The sequence below is a fragment of the Candidatus Chloroploca sp. Khr17 genome (assembly GCF_004138165.1).
Classification (GTDB): Bacteria; Chloroflexota; Chloroflexia; order Chloroflexales; family Chloroflexaceae; genus Chloroploca.
Genome location: NZ_RYFF01000040.1, coordinates 35,069 through 51,203, shown reverse-complemented (window position 1 = coordinate 51,203; position 16,135 = coordinate 35,069). Strand labels below are relative to the sequence as shown.

Below are 16,135 nucleotides of genomic sequence, written 5' to 3'. Positions count from 1 at the left end.
GGCGATGATCTACCTTGCCATGACCCGCCTGATGCTCCGCCGACTGGCCCCATGACCCTTTTCAGACAGCTTCTTAGGGTTCATAAAAGAATAACTTCCCTCACCTCGTGGTAAACTGTGGGCCAGTCGTCGTCGAACATGAGGTTTTCGATGTTTCCACCAGATCCAGCGCGGGTGCACCTCTGCGAGTGTGGTGTGTGCCAAGCGGGCAGCGATCCCGTCATCCAGCAGCACCATGAGCGGATCAATCTGCTGCTCAGTCGCTTAACCGAGCCGCAGCGCCGCTGGTATGTCGGGACGCTCGCCGCGGCCCCGGAGAGTCCGGGCGTGCGGCAACTGGCTCGCATCACGGGCCTCGATCCAAAAACGATCCGTCGGGGACGGCGAGAAGTCGAAACAGGGCTACCGGATCTGCCTACCGGTCGCCAGCGCCGCGTGGGGGCTGGCGCACCGACCGCTGAAAAAAAGATCCGGAATTGGAGGCCATGATTCTGGCCCTGGTTGCGCCACACACTGCCGGTGACCCGATGGGTTCGCAGAAATGGCTGAACTGTCGGTTGGTGGACATCCGCCAGACCCTGGCACAACGCGGACATCGCGTGAGCCAGCCAGTGATAAGTCGCATCTTGCGCGCTCATGACTATCGTTTGCGTGCCAATCTCAAGTGCGCGACTGGCACGTCCCATCCCGAGCGTGACCAGCAGTTCGCCTCCATCCGTAGCCAACGGGCCGCCCATCAGGCCCAGGGATACCCCGTGATCAGCGTGGATACGAAAAAGAAGGAGTTGGTGGGCAATTTCAAGAACGCCGGGCAGATCTGGTGCCAAACCCCAGAGGAGGTTGATGCCCATGACTTCCCGCAGGATGCACTCGGGCGGGCCGTACCCTATGGGATGTATGACCTGAGCGCGAATTGCGGGACGATGTACATCGGCTGTTCGGCGGATACCCCGACCTTTGCGGTAGATAATCTGGCCCACTGGTGTCGCACCGAACTGCGAGAACGGTATCCGCAAGCGACGCATCTGCTGATTGAAGCCGATAGTGGCGGCAGTAATGGGGCGCGCTCCCGCGTCTGGAAGCACCAACTCCAGCGGCAGGTGGCGGACGGCCTGGGATTGACCGTCACGGTCTGCCACTACCCCACCGGCGCGTCGAAGTGGAACCCGATCGAACATCGGCTGTTCAGCGAAATCAGCAAGACCTGGGCGGGGTGTCCACTCCGCTCCTTTGCGCTGATCGCGCACTCCATCGCCACCACCACAACCCAGACCGGCTTGGCCGTGCGCGCCCATCTGGTGACGACCATCTACGCCACCGGGGTCCGGGTAACGACGGCAGAAATGGCCACGTTGAACATCGAGTCGCATACAACCTGCCCCCAATGGAACGACACGATCCGTCCGCGCCCCAAGCCACCCTCTGAGGGGGTGAGGGAAGTAATTTCTTTATGAACCCTTAGTATGCCACGCCGGGTTGCGGCTCGGCGAAGCGCTCGACCTGGAGGTGCAGGATCTGGATCTGGAGGCGCGCCGGGTGCGGGTGCGCGAGGGCACGGGCCGTCGCGACCGCGTGGTCTCCCTGAGTGCCCCAGCGGTCAGCGCCCTGACGCGTGATCTGCCGACGGTGCCGCATGCGAGCGCGGATCTGGTGCTGAGCCGGGCCGGACGCCCGCTCGGCGATGCCGCCGTCTGGGCGCGCATCCGGGCGCTGGGCCAGGCCGCCGGCGTGACCGGGGTGTCGCCGCATCGCCTGCGCCACACCTACGCGACCCAGTTGCTCAATCACGGCATGAGCCTCACCGGCGTGCGCGCGTTGATGGGCCACGTCCGCCTCGCTACGACCCTGGTCTCTGCCCGCCTGGCCGATAGCACCCTGGAACGGCAATACCGTGCCGCGATGGAGCAGATCACCAGTCGTGGAACCGATGCCCGTGGAACCGAATTGGCCAACTCAATGTAACGCCAGCGGCGTCAATTGCAGGCCATGTTGGGCTGCAGTTACTTGATACTGCGAATAATTTTACCAATAAAAATGTGTGGATTTTCATAATTTGATCCAGTAGTCCCAAGCTCTGATGGTGTTGTACCTGTTCCTGGAAGCATCGATAGAATTGGAATTTCACCAATCAATCTGGTTATAGTTTTACCATAATCATCTAAGGGATCTTGTTTGTCAAAATACCACTTAGCAGATCTAGCGAAAGCTCCTGCAATTACATCTGCCAATTGAAGGCTTGCGCTGTTTTCTGATTTTTCCAATATCGTTTTCTCTAAGCGAATAGGAAAAGACATTGTACGACGATCCCAACCTACAACTTTTTCTGGCACATTAGGGCTAGTTATTGCATCCCAAATATATTTCTGTTTAGCCATATTTGACGAGGCATCATGTACAAGGGTAATTTCATCTCTAATCTCTTTTCTCCATGTACCCATAATTAACAAAGCCAAAGTAACAGCTATATCCAATGCATTATCCGGTGGGCTTTCTAATATACTTGGCCCTATCTCATTGTGTGCCCCCTGTATAAAAGCCATTAACTCGTTCCCTGTAGATACTTCATGCCTTTGAAAGGCTAACCTGAAGAACTTGTTGTAGTTTTCTTGTGTTCGCGATCTCATCATTTGCTGAAACAGAAATAGTAACTCTCTAAAAAACGTGTCACTTGTTACAACAGGTAATGCGTTAAAGAGAATATTTGCCGTCGCAATATTACCACCTTTGTCGTATAATTCAACACCGTATTTTCTTGCGGCAGGTTCTACAAGGAAATCAACAATTTGACAAACTAGGGCATACTTTTTGTTAATTACCCCGACTTTTAAAATACTTGTGTGCTCTCTGATATACTCTAAAAAATGATACACTAGTTTTTGTTGAGATTCCGATCCTACAAGTGACGAGTGCTTTAATTCTTTTGCTTTCACTTTAGAAAAGAAATCTCGCTTTAAGGCAATTGATTCATCTTCATTTATCAAAAGAGAGGCAAGTACAAAGAATAATTGATCTTGGTTCATAAGATCTTGACCTGTATAACCAGACTCGTCTAGATAAATAGTTGCCATTCAACGACCTCCTGAACTATTAGGCGTAATCAATCTAGGCCAATTATAGCACAACTGCGGTAGCATGGCTTTTCGGGTTGAGGGCGGCCCAACTACGAAATGGATCGCATTCCCGCAGTCTAAGCGCTTTATTCATAACAGCGTCTATGCAGCCTATCTCATGTATACAGGCTGTTTGGCATGCATTGGTGCAGTCGAATATTTCCTGGTTGGGGACATGGCTGTATGCTGCTGCGCATATCCTAACACGCTCTCGTACGGTATACAAAGAGCACCGTATCTACGAAATGATGGTACTCCTGGTTGCTGTGCCGTTGTGCACGCCACGATGCCTACCGCACCGAGCAGCGTTCTATCGATTGGATGCGTCGTTCTATCCTGTTCCACCAGAAGCGCCATCCCCGCGAGATGGGCCGCCCAGAAATCGAGGCTTTGCTCATCCATGTCGCCACCGAGCAGCGCGTGGCTGCAGCAACCCAGAATCAGGCCCGGAGCGCCATTTCTGTTCCTGTATCGCTCTATTCTTGAGATCTCCGTCGACGTGCCGGTGAGCGTATTGACGGCCCGCACACCTCGACACTTGCCAGCAGTGTTCACGTGTGCAGAAGTACAGGCGGTGCTCGCCCACATGCACGGCCCGCATCTGCGTATGGCCCAGGTGCGCTACGGGAGTGGCGTGCGTCTGCTCGAAGGTCTCCGTTTGCGGGTCAAGGATCTTGATGTCGCACGTCGCCAACTGACTGCCCATGATGGCAAAGGCGAACAAGACCGCGTGACCATGGTGCCGCTGGCGCTGAGTAACCCGCCTCCAGGCCCATCTGGTGCTTCGTGCCCAGGCGCATGCGAATGACCTGGCACGCGGCTCCGGTGCAGTTGCCCTTCCCTCTGCCCTGGAGCGCACGTATCCCCATGCCAATCGGGAATGGGCCTGGCAGGTTGTCTTTCCGGCGAGCCGTGATGTGATTGACCCCGCAACCGGTGAATCCCGTCGCTATCGTCTCCACGAGAGCAGTCTCCAGTGCTCGGTCCATGCCGCCATCCGTGCGGCGGGAATTGCCAAACACGCAGGCTGCCACACCTTCCGCCATAGCTTTGCGACCCATCTGCTGGAGGATGGGTATGATATCCGGACGATCCAGGAACTCCTCGGCCACAAGGATGTGAAAACAACCATGAGTTATACCCACGTGCTCAACCGTGGCGGGCGTGGGGTGCGTAGCCCGCTCGACGACGAGCGCTGACTGCCATTTCATCCATCCTCACCGATGCCCCTGCCTGCCCTGGCTGCTATCGTGCAGCCAGGGTTGTTTCGTGTGCGCAGGAGGTGGGTATGCAGGTGGTGGTTCGTCCCGCTCGTTGCTGGTGTGCTGATCATTGGCGGTGGGCCGTCATCTTCGTGAGCCTTTTGATCAGCCTGGTGCTGATGCTGTTTCTGGCGGTGCCGTCGGCGCACGCGGAGTCGCCGTTCGCTGATCCGGCGTATCAGCGGCCCGTAGGCGGCGGTGCGGCGGGCGAGGAAGTGGGCCAGGAAACTACGGGAGCCGCCGCGCTGCCCTTGGGGTACCAGGAACTGGCCCCGCCGTTGTTCGCGGTGACCAGGGAACCCGCGCCGAGCGGGGCGACGCTGGCACCGTGGCAACAGCCGCCGCTCGCGACCAATCCCAATAATCCGTTGGCCTGGATGAGCCTCAGTCTCAATCCGGGCAAGTGGTTGCTTGACTCGGTGCTGGGGGCCACGACGGGGATCATCTATTCGCTTGCCTCGGTCTTTGAGGTGCTGGGTCGTTTCGGGAATGGGCAGGTGGTGGAGCTCAACGGCCAAATAAACAGCACGTCGGATACGGCGTTCAATCTGCTCTTCACCACGCCCGAAGCGCTGACGATCAATTGGCCGGGGGCGTCGGGCCTGGGCAGTCCGCAGGCGATGCACAACGTCATCCGTCAGGCGGCGCTTTCGATTCTGGTGATCGTTTGCACCTACCGGGCGGTCTTTGTGCTCACCGGCACCAGCTTCCGCAGTGGCCTGACCGACCTGCTGATCACCTTCATCGGCGGCGTCGCTGGCATTCAGGGGGCCTGGTGGTTTTGCGCGCTGTTTGTGCGGGCCGCCAATGTCATCACACAAGCAGTGCTGCAGAATGCCTTCGGTGGCGGGCTGGCCAACTGGATTCCGCTTGACCCGGCGACCACCTATTGGAGCAATTTGGGGGCCATTCAGGGTGCCAGTCTGGCGATTGCGCTGGTGACCATTGCGTACTGGGCCATCCTCGCGCTGCTGGCCCTCCATGCGATCGCCCGGATCGTGATGGTCAATCTGATGCTGATCGTGAGCCCGCTCGCGGGTCTGGCCATTGCGACGGGCGGCGGCTGGAACTACGCGCGGGTCTGGTTCTTTCGCTTCGTTGAGTTGCTGGCGACGCCATTGATTTGGGGCGCGACGCTCGGCTTTGCCCGTGCTTTGATGAGTGGCTTTGGCGTCGATACCAACCCGATCCTGGGGCCGATCCTGGCGATCTTCGCGATGGCGCTGGTCTTCAAGGCCCCGAAGTTGCTCGGCTTCGCGGCGCAGGAGGCGGTCACCGGAGCACGGACGATGCTGCGTCTGGCCGAGCGCGCGACCTTCGCGACAGTCATGGCCGGTGGCGCGGCCGGTGCGGCCGGTGCGGCTGGTGCCGCCGCTGGCGCGGGTGCGAGTAGCAGTCCCGGCGCTGCGACCGTCGCCGTTGAGGTGCGCGGCGCATCCGCAGGCTCCGCGAGCGGGGCCCGCCCGGAATGGGATGGGCCGTCGTTCGGGGCGAGCACGACCCGCGCCGCGTTGCCGCCACCTTCCGGGCCGAGCGGGCGGAACCAGGAGTAAGACGATTGCCGATTGCCGATTGCAGATTTTGGATTGTCGCGCATGGCGTTTCAATGCGCGCTGGCAGTACGCCCGATGCGGATTGGCCGCATGCGAGGTGGGATCAGGCCCGTGCTCCGTGACGAGCGCGGAACCAGGAGCAAGACCGTTGCCGATTGTCGATTGCCGATTGCCGATTGTCGATTGTCGATTGCCGATTGTCGATTGTCGATTGCCGATTGTCGATTGCCGATTGCCGATTGCCGATTGCCGATTGCCGATTGCCGATTGCTGCGCATGGCGTTTCACTGCGCGCTGGCAGTACACCCGATTCAGGTTCGTGCTGCGTGACGAGCACGATGCACTGCTTGCCGATGCGCTTGGGCGTGCTGCGTGATGCGATCTGAGCGCCTGCGCGAGAGGCGAAGAGAGGTTCCCGCGTCTACCACAGGATACCGACAACTCCTATGCCGATGATCATTGCCCTGACCCCGCTGCTCATCCGCGTGCTGAAGATCGTCGTGCCGGTGCTCCTTGGGCTGCTGCTGCTCCCGGTGATCATCGCCGCCGCCCTCCTGAACAAGAGCACGCTCGTTTGGCCGGTGGCCGCGCCCACCCAGGTCGTCGCTGGGCAGACCGACTATGTGGCGACCGGCTGGACGATCAGCAGTCCCTTTGGCTGGCGGCCCAATCCCGATAACCCGGGAACCTGGGAGTTGCACGAGGGTCTTGACCTGGCTGGGCCGATGTTCTGCGATGGCTGTCCGGTGCCGCCGATGGGCGACCTCGAGGTGATCGCGGTCGGCTGGGATCTGCTCGGAGCCGCCGCGCCGCAGGATGCGGGGGCTGGCGTGATCGTTGAGATGCGGCTGCAGCATCCGGAGGAAGCGGGCACGGTGGTCATCCGCTACGGCCACCTGCAGCCCTACCTGGTCTGGGTGCGCACGCAAACCTGCACGCAGACGGTAGATTGTCCGGCGTATCGCGATGAAGCCGTGGGCACGGTGACGGTGACCTGTCCGGGGCGGGTGGTCGCGCTGGGGATGGACGGAGCGACACGACGCTTTGTCGCCGCAACGCCGGGGGTCTGTCGTGCCAGCGTCAATTGGCCGGGGGGCGTGACACCTGATGGGCCGGTCGAGGTGACCTTTGATCAGCAGATCGTGCCAGGGGAAACGTCGGCCAATGCGGCGATCACCTTCCGCGGACAATGGCCGCCCCCACCCACGCCGACCCCGACGCCGACCCCGCAGCCGGTGGGCACACCGGTTGCCAGGCCGTAGCGTAACGAGCATGGCTTCTTGTCCTGCGTCCCTCCGGATGCGGGGGTGAAGGGTGGATCGTAGAGGTGTTTGTTGCCGCACAAGAACGCAAAAGAACGCAAAAAACGGGAGGGCTGTTGCCTTGCTCGCGCAACACGGGGGGGGAGGATGTCAAAGGGTTGCACCAGATGGCGTCAAACCGCCCCGATGCCCGGGAAGGCGGCTGAGTGGCGAGCGGCTGCGTCGTACCGCATTCCGGTGGCGGTGCGGGAAACCTGCCCGGTGTGCGCCGCCGCGATCCTGAGGGTCACGGAGCGGTGTCTCGGCGCACACCGGGCAGGTTTGATTGAGGGGGAAGGCCCATGCAGGGCAGCCCAAGGGCCTCGCCGTGGTTTCAGAAGCACATGGTCTGTCCGCCGATGAAGCGGTGGGGTGGGGATGGATATGGAAAGGAGAACTATGACCGTTGTGCGCGCACGGTTCGGTTGGTGGTTGCACGTCTGTGGAGGTCTCGCGCTGCTGCTCGCCACGGTCGGGAGGGCGACGGTGCAGGCGGCGCCGGTCAGCCAGGCGACCTTCGCCGTCTTCAAGATCGCCTCGGTCAGCGAGGCTCGGCCCGGGCAGACCTACAGCTATACCATCGCCGTCGTTCGCGATGACACGGAGGCCGTGACGGTGCGCGACGCGCTCGACCCGGCGCTGGTGCTCGTTTCGGCCACCCCCTCGCCGGGCATGCGCTGTGAGCCTGGCCTGCCGCTGGTCTGTGTGCTGCCTGCGGGCGAGGGGGCGTCCGGCACGGTGACCCTGCAGGTCTATGCACGACCTGGGACGCCGGACGGCACCCTCATCCGCAACCAGGCCAGTGCCACCAGCGGCACGACCACGGTGTCATCAGGGATGACCAGCGTGCGCATCAGTGGGCCGCCAGCGACGCCACTCCCCACGCTGACGCCGTCGCCGCTGCCGACCTGGACGCCGCTGCCGACCTGGACGCCGCTGCCGACGCTGGTGCCGAGCGCCACCGCGACCAGTGGCCCCCCACCTCCACCCCCACCTGGCCTCGACTGCACCCCGCAACCGCTCGTGCGGCTGCCCGGCGTGCGTGCGCCCGACCCGCGGCTGAATGCGCTCGCGGCGGCCAGCTTCGCGCAGGTGCGCCAGGAGGTGATCGCCCGCACCGGCCAGGATGTGCTCGCGGTGCTGGCCGACGTGCTGCGCGCCCCCGGCTTCACCACCAACAAACCCGGCGTGGCGCACCGCTCCTGGCACAAGACCGGGCGGGCGATTGACCTCAATCTCGGCGGGCCGTTCACCTTGCAGCGCGAAGGTGCCATGTTCCGCGTGTTCGTCGGCTCGGTGGATCTCACCGCGATCTTCGAGGCTCACGGCTGGAACCGTATTCCCGCGCAGGGCAGCGTGCTTGAGTGGTGGCACTACGAGTATCGCCCGGATGGGATCAGCTGGCCGAGTGCGATGGCGCAGGTCTGGCCGATCGACGTGTTGACCGCCGCCTTCTCCGAGATCAACTGGGCCGCCGTGGGCTGCGCGACGGGCTCACTGCCGCCGGGCGACGGCGAACCCCCGGATCTGCCCCCAGGTGCGTGCGTGCCCGACCCGCCGATCTGGGGCAACGCGCCGGGTGTCAGCTACAGTCGCGGCTGCGGGCCACCGGTACTGCCACCGAGCCAGGATCAGGTCACCGGCACCCGGCTCCGCCACTTCATCGGCACCGTCGGCTGGCTCGGCCCGACCGGGCGGCTCGTCCCGCCCGGGCCGGCTGGCGTCCACCTGCACCTCGGCCTTGCCATTGGTGTCACGACCGACATGTGTCGCTGGCCGCTGCAGGCGCCTGGCGTCCCCGAGGGCCAACCGCCGCCGGGCGCCGGGCGCTGCCAAACGACCTGGGTCGACCCGCTCCAGTTCTTGCCCCAGGCCAACCCGGACACGCTGGCGTTCCAAAACGGCACGCCTATCCCGGTCGTCACCGGCCCCGGCGACCCAACGCTCAGCGAGGCCGTGCTGCAATTGCCGCCGCCAGGTCACCCCGCCGCCACGCTGCTTGATCCGGCCAACCCCGCGCAACCCGACGGCACATGGTGGAGCCCTGGCAACGACGATCGCGCCAACGCGGTCGAGGGCGCCCTCGGTGGCCCAGCGATCCTCGACTGGCTCACGTGGCTCTGGTGTACGTTGTTTGGCTGGCTGCCGTGGGCGGGGTGTGGGGGGTAGCGACACGGCTGATGCAAAGTCCCGGTAGGGTTCGATAGTGTCCGCAGATGACGCAGATGACGCAGATTATAGCGTCCGCATCTGCGTCATCTGCGTCATCTGCGGACAATCAGGCTGACTTTGCATCAGCACGCGATGCGCCTGCTGGCGCACCACCACGAAGGAAAACGGGGGCGTGGGGGAACGTGGTTCCTCCATTTTCAGCGTAGCCCTAGGGTCGCAATCACCAGCGTGAACGAAACCGGTCGTTATGCTACAATAGGATCAATGAAACTGCCAGCGTACGAACACGCGATCGTTCCCGAACGTAAAATGACGGCCTATCTGCTCGCGCTTACGCATCGTGATGGGCGCAGCAAAGCCATCTTCTTTCTGCGCTTTGGCTTTACCCTAGATAATTGGCCTACCCTGGCGACGGCATTGAAGCGTCACGCCGCAGATCACGACGTCGTGGCGAGCGAGACAACGGTCTTTGGTACGAATTATGTGGTAGAAGGGGCACTCCCGGCCCCTGACGGTCGTGCCCCTATGGTTCGGGTGGTCTGGTTCATCGCGACCGGTGAGCACGTTCCCGTGCTTGCGACGGCCTATCCGCTGAAAGGAGCCCGCAATGATTGAGGAACTGGCCAATGTGGTGTTGACGACGAGTCTCCCGGAGCATGGGCTCCAGTCCGGCGACATCGGTACAGTCGTGCTGGTACATCAGGCGGGACAGGGCTACACCGTCGAGTTTCTGACCCTGCGCGGTGAGACTGTTGCGGTGATCACCGTGCCTGCCGCGCAGATTCGCCCGATCCGTACCAATGAGATCGCCCACGCACGTGCATTGGCGGCGGCGTGATGCTCACGCCTGAGCAGGTGCTTGATCTGGCACACCAGCTCACTCCAGCAGCGCAGCGCTGGTTGGCGCTGCATCTGCAGGAACATTTGGCGACAACCCTGCCAGACCACGCGACGCTCAATGAGGCGGTTGAATGGTATCTCGCCGATGCCTGTAGCCTCGGTCGTGCCGCTGAACTGGCTGGCGTCACCCGTTGGGATCTGCTGGACGCACTCCAGGCCCACGGCGAGATGCAGCGCCCAGGCGAGACTCGCTCAGCCGACGAGATCGATGATCTGGCTGAGCGCTTGGAGCAGCAGGGCCTGATGTGACGGTCGTCAGCGACACCAACATCCTCAGTTCGCTTGCTGCTGCAGATGCCGTTGAAGCGCTCCAGCGCCTGTTTGCCCGCTCCACGGTGAGTATCCCACCGGCGGTGCGTGATGAGCTTCAGGCCGCCATTGACCGTGGCCGAACCTATCTCGCTTCCGTGATCGACGCTATTGCTGCCGATGATATTCCGGTGCTGACGTTGATTGACGACGAGCGCACTCTGGCCGCTACGCTCCCGCGCAGGCTCAATGCCGGTGAGTGTGAGGCGATCGCGCTCTGTCAGCGGCGCCGGTTTCCCTTGCTCAGCAATGATCGGCGAGCGGTGCGCTATTGCCAGACCAATGGGATCGATGTGGTTGATCTGCCCGCGATCCTGCGCCTCTTCTGGACGCGGCAGATCACCACACGCGCCGACGTCAAGCAGATCATCACGCGGATGGAGCAGGTCGAACGGCTCACGCTGAGCGATGCGCAGCGTGAAGCCATTTTCGCTTCCCAGCGCCGGCGGCGGTAAAAGGCGCACGCAATGATTCAGGAACTGGTTCTGGCCTGAGCGCAGCTGCCTATGGATGCTTGGTGTTGGGTTCCGCTATGGAACCTCTGAACGCGGAAAAAGCCAGGTGGAGGTTCCGTACGGGAACCACCTTGTCGGCAAGCTCTTCGCTGAGTTCACGCTGGCGCTACCGACACCCCGCTATGGTGCGCTGCCGGCACGGAAGGTTGACGAGGCGGTCGCGTGGCTGGAACAGCGCGCTGCTGAGCTGCTGCCTGGAGATGACTCCGCACTCCCGCCGCGCCAGGAGCGCCTGCCATGAGCGAGGCGGTCCATCCTTACGATGTGGCTGTAGGTGCCCTCCTGCATGAGCAGCGGCTTGAGGCGCTCGCCAAGCAGCGCGACCTCGCCGCGGCGCTCCAGGTCGCGCGCGCAACCGTGACCCGCTGGGAGCAGGGCATCCGAGATCTCAACGTCGCCACTGTGCTCACGCTCGCCGACACGCCTGGCATTCCCGGCAGCCAGCTCCTGCCAGAGGCCCATCGCGAGCGCCTGGATCCGCCCCTCACTGCGATTGTCCACACACTCCGCACTCGACCGGATCTTGTCCCGACCGCGCAGGCGTTACTAGAGACGTTGGTTGAGAATGATGCAGGGAAGTAACTGCTGGCAGCGCAGCACGCAGAATGAACATCGATCAGCCAGATCGCGTTCTGCGGTCTACGTTCTATGCTCTACGTTCCACCGTGAAGCCCCGGCAACGACGACCGCGCCAACGAGGTGCCCGGCGCCCTCGGCGGCCCGGCCATCCTCGACTGGCTCGCGTGGCTCTGGTGCTTCCTGTTCGGCTGGCTGCCGTGGGCGGGGTGTGGGCCATGAGACAAGTGTACTCACTCGATTTCGTGTATTACTGGGGCTGTATAGAAACAGTTGCATTCGGATGTGCGAAAAGACTATACGCCAGCCAGGTTGGATCATCATCCTGACGGATCGCCTCGCGCGCACGCCAGATCGCCTCAGCAACGCTGGCCGGTTGTTCAGGGTGGAGCAGTGCGTCGTAAAAGATCTGGCTGAATTGTGTGGCGCGTTCGTCGTTGACCGACCAGAGCGGTGCAACCAGCATCCCGGCCCCCGAGCCAATCAATTGCGTTGCCCATCCGGCAGCACCGCTGATGGACGGAGCCTCGCGACCGACATGGCAAGCGTTGAGCACGAACGATGGTCGCTGGTCACTCAGCATGCCGCGAATTCGTGGCCCGGTAATCGCACTGCTCGCTAGCCATTGCTGGTCTTCCAGGCCAATCGCGCTGCTATGGAGTGCCGACTCCGCAAAGAAATCGCCGTGGGTAATCACATGCATCCAATCAAAGCCTCCCTGTTCCAACAGGGCAATCAAGGCTGGCTCGGTAGCGCGTAGGGGGCTACGGTCTGCCAGATGATGGCGCGCGATCAGGTCGCGCAGCAGCGCATGCTCGGCGGGCGCAGACTGCAACTCAGGAAAGCAGGTTGGAGCGATCGCGGCCAGCGCACCCATTCGGATCTGAGGCAGTGGCGCAAAACACTTCAGGACATCCGGACGTCGCAAGAGCCAGCGTGCGAAGTAGAAGGTGCGGCACCAGAAATCCTCTTCCCAGCGGTCTGTACCCTCATCATACGGCCGCATCAACTCCCAGGGGATGTCCGCCTCGTTCGAATAGACCAGCAGGCTCCAGCGCCGATCAGCTTCGTTCGCCACGCGCCAGCGCGCGCGTTCATGCCCATAGAATAGCTTGAGATCGGCGGGAATAAGGCGATCCCACAGCAGGTGGCCAAGAGTCCGTATGCGGCGCTCAACCTGTTCAGCATCGAGCAAGCGCCGCCCCGACCGCCGCCGGCCGGTGCTGTCATGGCCCCGTTGGAGCAGGCCAAGCTCAGCGTACAGCTGCTCGATGAACGTGCGCGGCTCGAACGTGAGCGTGTGTTCAGTGGAGAACAACACCACGCCATCGCCGGCGAGAGTGAACTGCATACGACCCGCGGGGTCACGAGCCACCGTCAGCGTGAGATCAGGCGCTCGCACCCCGGCCATCCAGGGATTGAGCACAACCGGTGGGATCAGCGCCGGCTCGAAGACGGGCTGAACGGCCAGTACTTCAATCGGCACCGGCGCCGTCGCAATGCGGTTGCCACGCTGCCAGAACTCAATGTAAATCTCGTGACGACCGACCTTGCGCGGCTGGAGGTGAAAAACCACCGGTGGACTATCTTCGTCGGCTTCGATCAGGATGGTCTGTTCAGGCGAGCTCAGGAACTCGAAGCCAGGGGCGGTCAGCCGTACCTTCACCTTGCCTTCGTGAACCGCGACGGCTTGCTTGACCACGCTTTCGGCGCGCTGCTGCATGGTAAGCGCCACCGTGAGCGTGACCCGCTCCTCGACCCAGACGCGCCGTGGGCAAGAGATGTCGGTGTAACGGGTGTAGCGCGGCTCGTGGTAGTGTTGATGAACGTTTGCCTGCGCGTTTGGACCGACTGCCACGCCGGTTGCATTCGTCAGGTTGCCGACCGTGATTTGGTCGCCATGAGTCGCCACCTCCTGCGCACGGATTTCGCTCCAGGTAGCCGTTATCTCCGACGCCGGTGGAACGCCGCGGGTACCATGCCGACTACTCGCCTGGCCGTCACGTAGCGCCTTGCGGGTCTGGAGCAGCCTTCGATGCAGTTCTGGATCTGCCGTACGCAGGAGATCGGTGATCCGCATCGCCGTCGTGGCCCGAGTGTCGTCATCGGCGCTCTGCTGGAACTGATCGACCAATTGGAGCAAGGTCGGCAGCAGTTCCTCCCAGCGTGCACTGGACGGGCCTTCATCCCAGATAACCAGGAGGGCCGCAATGGTGTCTTCGCCTGCCATGACTTACACCTCCAATGCGCCATGGACGGCAAACGCCGCCCAATAGATCGGATCAGCGTACGGCTGGTGTGCCGGACTCTCGAGGAGTATCCCTTCCTCAGCGCGGTCGCGTCCCGCCGCAATCAGATCCAGCGGCATCCGTTCGACTCCGGGCACCCGCTGCGCCTCTTTCAGCTGCCGGTGCCGTTCGAAATAGGCAAACATTGCTTCATTCGTCAACGAACGTAACCACTGCTGCGCCAGTCGCAGCGCACGCGCCGGTGCTTGCGGCGCTAATCCTAGCCCCGTATCACCCTTCAGGTACAGCTCATAGAAGCGGTGCATCAGCAGGGCCGTACTAAGATCATTGACGCTCCAGAGCGAGCCGACGACGGCGGGCACGCCGGCCTGCAGAAAACCGCCCGGCAGCCCGATGCTCTCGTCCGGTACGCGCCGGAAGTCGATGATCGCGGTCTGGCAGGCCGAGAGCACCGCCAGGCGCACGTGTGCCAGCGCTGTGGTATCTCCCGTCACAAGTTCGCGCAGGGTGAGCCGGGTGTCGCCGGCCAGCAGCAGTGCGCTCTCCAGCGTATCCTCGATGCCGAAGCGGCCGTGGCAGGCGAGGTGCGCGATGGTCGCACCCTGCAGTCCGGCCCAGAACGCCGCGCGGGTGGCCTGTTGTTCGTAGAGTGGAGTACCCGCACCCGGCGGCAACAGGTCAAGAATGCTGATCAGCTCGCTACGCGCATAGGTCAGGCTGGGCGGGATACGCGCAGCGATGGCGGCCAGTGGCTTGCCCGCATCGTCCGGCAGATCGGCAAACAGCGCCGCAGCCAGTGCCAGGTCGTGGCCGGCCTTCACGATCTGTTCGGGTGGCTGGTGGGCCAGTTCTTCCAGCCGTCGCAGGCTCGCACGCCAGAGATCCGCCAGGTTCTCAAGCTGCTCGCGCGTCTTCGGGGCTGCCTGGCGGGCCGCCGCCTCAAGCCGCGGCAGCACGACCGCGCCGTGCTTGTTGATCCCGGGAAGCGCATGCGCGAGTTCGCGCTGCGCCCAGGCACCGGTTTCCAGCGACGGCAACGGGTTGCCGACGCCCGCCAGACGCAACGCACCACCGGCACGCCGTTGCTGTTCGCGCTGCGCCGTTGCCAGCACCCGCGCCGAGGGCGCATAGGCGACGTCGAACTCGTCGAGCAGGCAGCGGGTCTGGCCATCGACGGTATACGTCGCCGCGTGGAGCGGCAGCAGGCTCAGCAGGCCGGTTGGGACGAGCGTTACGCCGGTCGCGTGCAGCTCGCGCAGGCGAGCGGCGAGTGGCGCCGCGAGCGCTGCGCCGAGCAGTGGCAACCCCTCAGCCAGCGCCGTGGTGAGCGCCGCGCCGCCGGTAAGCTGGCCCGGCAGGTACCCGCCGACCACCTCATTGCTCTCGCGCTTGATCAGCAGGCCGTCGAGATCTGTCTCCGTGAAATCGTCGAGCTGCAGCGCCTCCGGCTCATCCGCGCCGAACGGGACGATCAGCGCCAGGCTGCCCTGGGGCGTGGTGATGAGATACACCAGCGGCACCCCGGGTCTGGCGGTCGCCACAATCTCGGCGTAGGTGAGTGGACGCAGGAAGCCATCGTAGCCGGGAAGGGCGCGGATCGCTTCGATAGCGGCGTCAAGCTGCTCGCGCGCCGCAACGATGCGCCTGACCAGGTCCTCGCTGCGGATGCCGGGTGGCAGTTCTCCGGTTCGGCGCTCATCCGCCCTGGCGGCCTGCTCGAACAGGCGCACCTGCTCGGCGGCAGCGCGGTAGCGCTCGTACGTTTCCGGGTAGTCGCGCTCGATTTCTGACAGGTCGCTCCGGTCGCGGGCCAGGGTCTCGCCGAGGCCACGGGCGCGCCCGCTCTCGGCGACTTCTCCTGCGCGCCGGTACGCGGAGGGCTCAGCTGTGTGAGCGAGCGCGTAGGCAGCGCGTCGGAAGAGATCGCTGTTGGCACTGAGCTCGGCTTCCTTGCCAAAGTGCGACGCCGCTTCTTTATAGAGCACCTCCGCAGCCTGGAGCGCCAGATCATAGGCTACGGCGGCAGCTTTCCAGTTTCCTGTTTCTGCACGCACATGACCCAAGTTTCGCGCAGTTCGCCGACAATCATCTGGGAGCATTTCGGGTTGAAAGACCGTGAGCGCCTGCTCATAGGCGGCAATCGCCTGTTCGAGGTTCTCGGCCCGCTCGCCCCGGATGCGGGAATAGT

Annotated in this window: 19 protein-coding genes and 1 pseudogene; 16 read left to right on the top strand and 4 right to left on the bottom strand. The window is 62.8% G+C overall.

Features of this window, described 5'->3' with window-relative positions; all coding sequences use genetic code 11:
• The first annotated feature begins 150 nt into the window (after positions 1 to 150).
• The 3 genes and pseudogenes from EKD05_RS19280 to EKD05_RS19270 form a co-directional block, all read left to right on the top strand.
• Positions 151 to 489 (top strand): hypothetical protein, encoded by a 339-nt coding sequence (locus EKD05_RS19280; protein ID WP_129676069.1) that lies wholly within the window; start codon positions 151 to 153, stop codon positions 487 to 489.
• Positions 486 to 1,454 (top strand): ISAzo13 family transposase, encoded by a 969-nt coding sequence (locus tag EKD05_RS19275; protein ID WP_240695858.1) that lies wholly within the window; start codon positions 486 to 488, stop codon positions 1,452 to 1,454. Before EKD05_RS19280 ends, EKD05_RS19275 begins: the two co-directional genes overlap by 4 nt.
• 19 nt (positions 1,455 to 1,473) lie before the next feature.
• Positions 1,474 to 1,962: pseudogene (locus tag EKD05_RS19270) on the top strand (tyrosine-type recombinase/integrase); the annotation flags it as partial.
• Between the two features lie 38 nt (positions 1,963 to 2,000).
• On the opposite strand, the gene EKD05_RS19265 reads toward EKD05_RS19270, so the two are convergent.
• On the bottom strand, positions 2,001 to 3,068 hold the full coding sequence (locus EKD05_RS19265) for a DUF3800 domain-containing protein (protein ID WP_129676059.1): 1,068 nt from the start codon (positions 3,066 to 3,068) through the stop codon (positions 2,001 to 2,003).
• Positions 3,069 to 3,431: 363 nt separating this feature from the next.
• Here EKD05_RS19265 and EKD05_RS25915 point away from each other — a divergent pair, with 363 nt between their 5' ends.
• The 13 genes from EKD05_RS25915 (at position 3,432) to EKD05_RS19205 (ending at position 11,704) form a co-directional block, all read left to right on the top strand.
• Positions 3,432 to 3,596, top strand: coding sequence for a phage integrase N-terminal SAM-like domain-containing protein (locus EKD05_RS25915; RefSeq protein ID WP_240695855.1), 165 nt, complete (start codon positions 3,432 to 3,434; stop codon positions 3,594 to 3,596).
• 88 nt (positions 3,597 to 3,684) lie between these two features.
• A complete protein-coding gene (locus EKD05_RS25910) occupies positions 3,685 to 3,918 on the top strand; it encodes a hypothetical protein (protein ID WP_165360824.1) in 234 nt (77 codons plus the stop codon).
• Positions 3,890 to 4,309, top strand: a complete 420-nt coding sequence (locus tag EKD05_RS19255; protein WP_370374920.1) for a tyrosine-type recombinase/integrase — start codon at positions 3,890 to 3,892, stop codon at positions 4,307 to 4,309. Before EKD05_RS25910 ends, EKD05_RS19255 begins: the two co-directional genes overlap by 29 nt.
• 89 nt (positions 4,310 to 4,398) lie before the next feature.
• Entirely contained in the window at positions 4,399 to 5,925 is a 1,527-nt protein-coding gene (locus EKD05_RS19250) for a hypothetical protein (RefSeq protein WP_129676050.1), read from the top strand.
• Between the two features lie 148 nt (positions 5,926 to 6,073).
• Positions 6,074 to 6,301, top strand: coding sequence for a hypothetical protein (locus EKD05_RS25905; RefSeq protein ID WP_165360823.1), 228 nt, complete (start codon positions 6,074 to 6,076; stop codon positions 6,299 to 6,301).
• Between the two features lie 70 nt (positions 6,302 to 6,371).
• A complete protein-coding gene (locus tag EKD05_RS19240; protein ID WP_129676044.1) occupies positions 6,372 to 7,187 on the top strand; it encodes a M23 family metallopeptidase in 816 nt (271 codons plus the stop codon).
• 438 nt (positions 7,188 to 7,625) lie between these two features.
• Positions 7,626 to 9,395, top strand: coding sequence for a DUF11 domain-containing protein (locus tag EKD05_RS19235; RefSeq protein ID WP_129676041.1), 1,770 nt, complete (start codon positions 7,626 to 7,628; stop codon positions 9,393 to 9,395).
• Between the two features lie 267 nt (positions 9,396 to 9,662).
• Positions 9,663 to 10,013, top strand: a complete 351-nt coding sequence (locus tag EKD05_RS19230; protein WP_129676038.1) for a DUF6883 domain-containing protein — start codon at positions 9,663 to 9,665, stop codon at positions 10,011 to 10,013.
• A complete protein-coding gene (locus EKD05_RS19225) occupies positions 10,006 to 10,236 on the top strand; it encodes a DUF4926 domain-containing protein (protein ID WP_129676035.1) in 231 nt (76 codons plus the stop codon). The genes EKD05_RS19230 and EKD05_RS19225 overlap by 8 nt, the downstream gene beginning before the upstream one ends.
• The gene (locus EKD05_RS19220) at positions 10,236 to 10,547 is read left to right on the top strand and encodes a UPF0175 family protein (RefSeq protein ID WP_129676032.1); all 312 of its coding nucleotides are present in this window, start codon (positions 10,236 to 10,238) and stop codon (positions 10,545 to 10,547) included. Before EKD05_RS19225 ends, EKD05_RS19220 begins: the two co-directional genes overlap by 1 nt.
• A complete protein-coding gene (locus EKD05_RS19215; RefSeq protein ID WP_129676029.1) occupies positions 10,544 to 11,062 on the top strand; it encodes a PIN domain-containing protein in 519 nt (172 codons plus the stop codon). The genes EKD05_RS19220 and EKD05_RS19215 overlap by 4 nt, the downstream gene beginning before the upstream one ends.
• A 55-nt stretch (positions 11,063 to 11,117) precedes the next feature.
• Positions 11,118 to 11,363 carry a hypothetical protein gene (locus EKD05_RS19210; RefSeq protein WP_129676026.1) on the top strand — a complete coding sequence of 82 codons (246 nt, stop codon included), beginning with the start codon at positions 11,118 to 11,120 and terminating at the stop codon, positions 11,361 to 11,363.
• Positions 11,360 to 11,704: a helix-turn-helix domain-containing protein gene (locus EKD05_RS19205; RefSeq protein ID WP_129676023.1), complete on the top strand. Its 345-nt coding sequence runs from the start codon at positions 11,360 to 11,362 to the stop codon at positions 11,702 to 11,704. The genes EKD05_RS19210 and EKD05_RS19205 overlap by 4 nt, the downstream gene beginning before the upstream one ends.
• Before the next feature lie 57 nt (positions 11,705 to 11,761).
• Here the strand turns inward: EKD05_RS19205 and EKD05_RS26415 are convergent, their stop codons facing one another.
• From EKD05_RS26415 to EKD05_RS25900, 3 genes are all read right to left on the bottom strand, one after another.
• Positions 11,762 to 11,935, bottom strand: coding sequence for a hypothetical protein (locus EKD05_RS26415; protein WP_205703988.1), 174 nt, complete (start codon positions 11,933 to 11,935; stop codon positions 11,762 to 11,764).
• A gap of 13 nt (positions 11,936 to 11,948) precedes the next feature.
• Positions 11,949 to 13,928 (bottom strand): CHAT domain-containing protein, encoded by a 1,980-nt coding sequence (locus EKD05_RS19200; protein ID WP_129676020.1) that lies wholly within the window; start codon positions 13,926 to 13,928, stop codon positions 11,949 to 11,951.
• 3 nt (positions 13,929 to 13,931) lie between these two features.
• Positions 13,932 to 16,135 (bottom strand): CHAT domain-containing protein (locus EKD05_RS25900; RefSeq protein ID WP_165360822.1); only part of this gene is annotated, 2,204 nt, incomplete at its 5' end.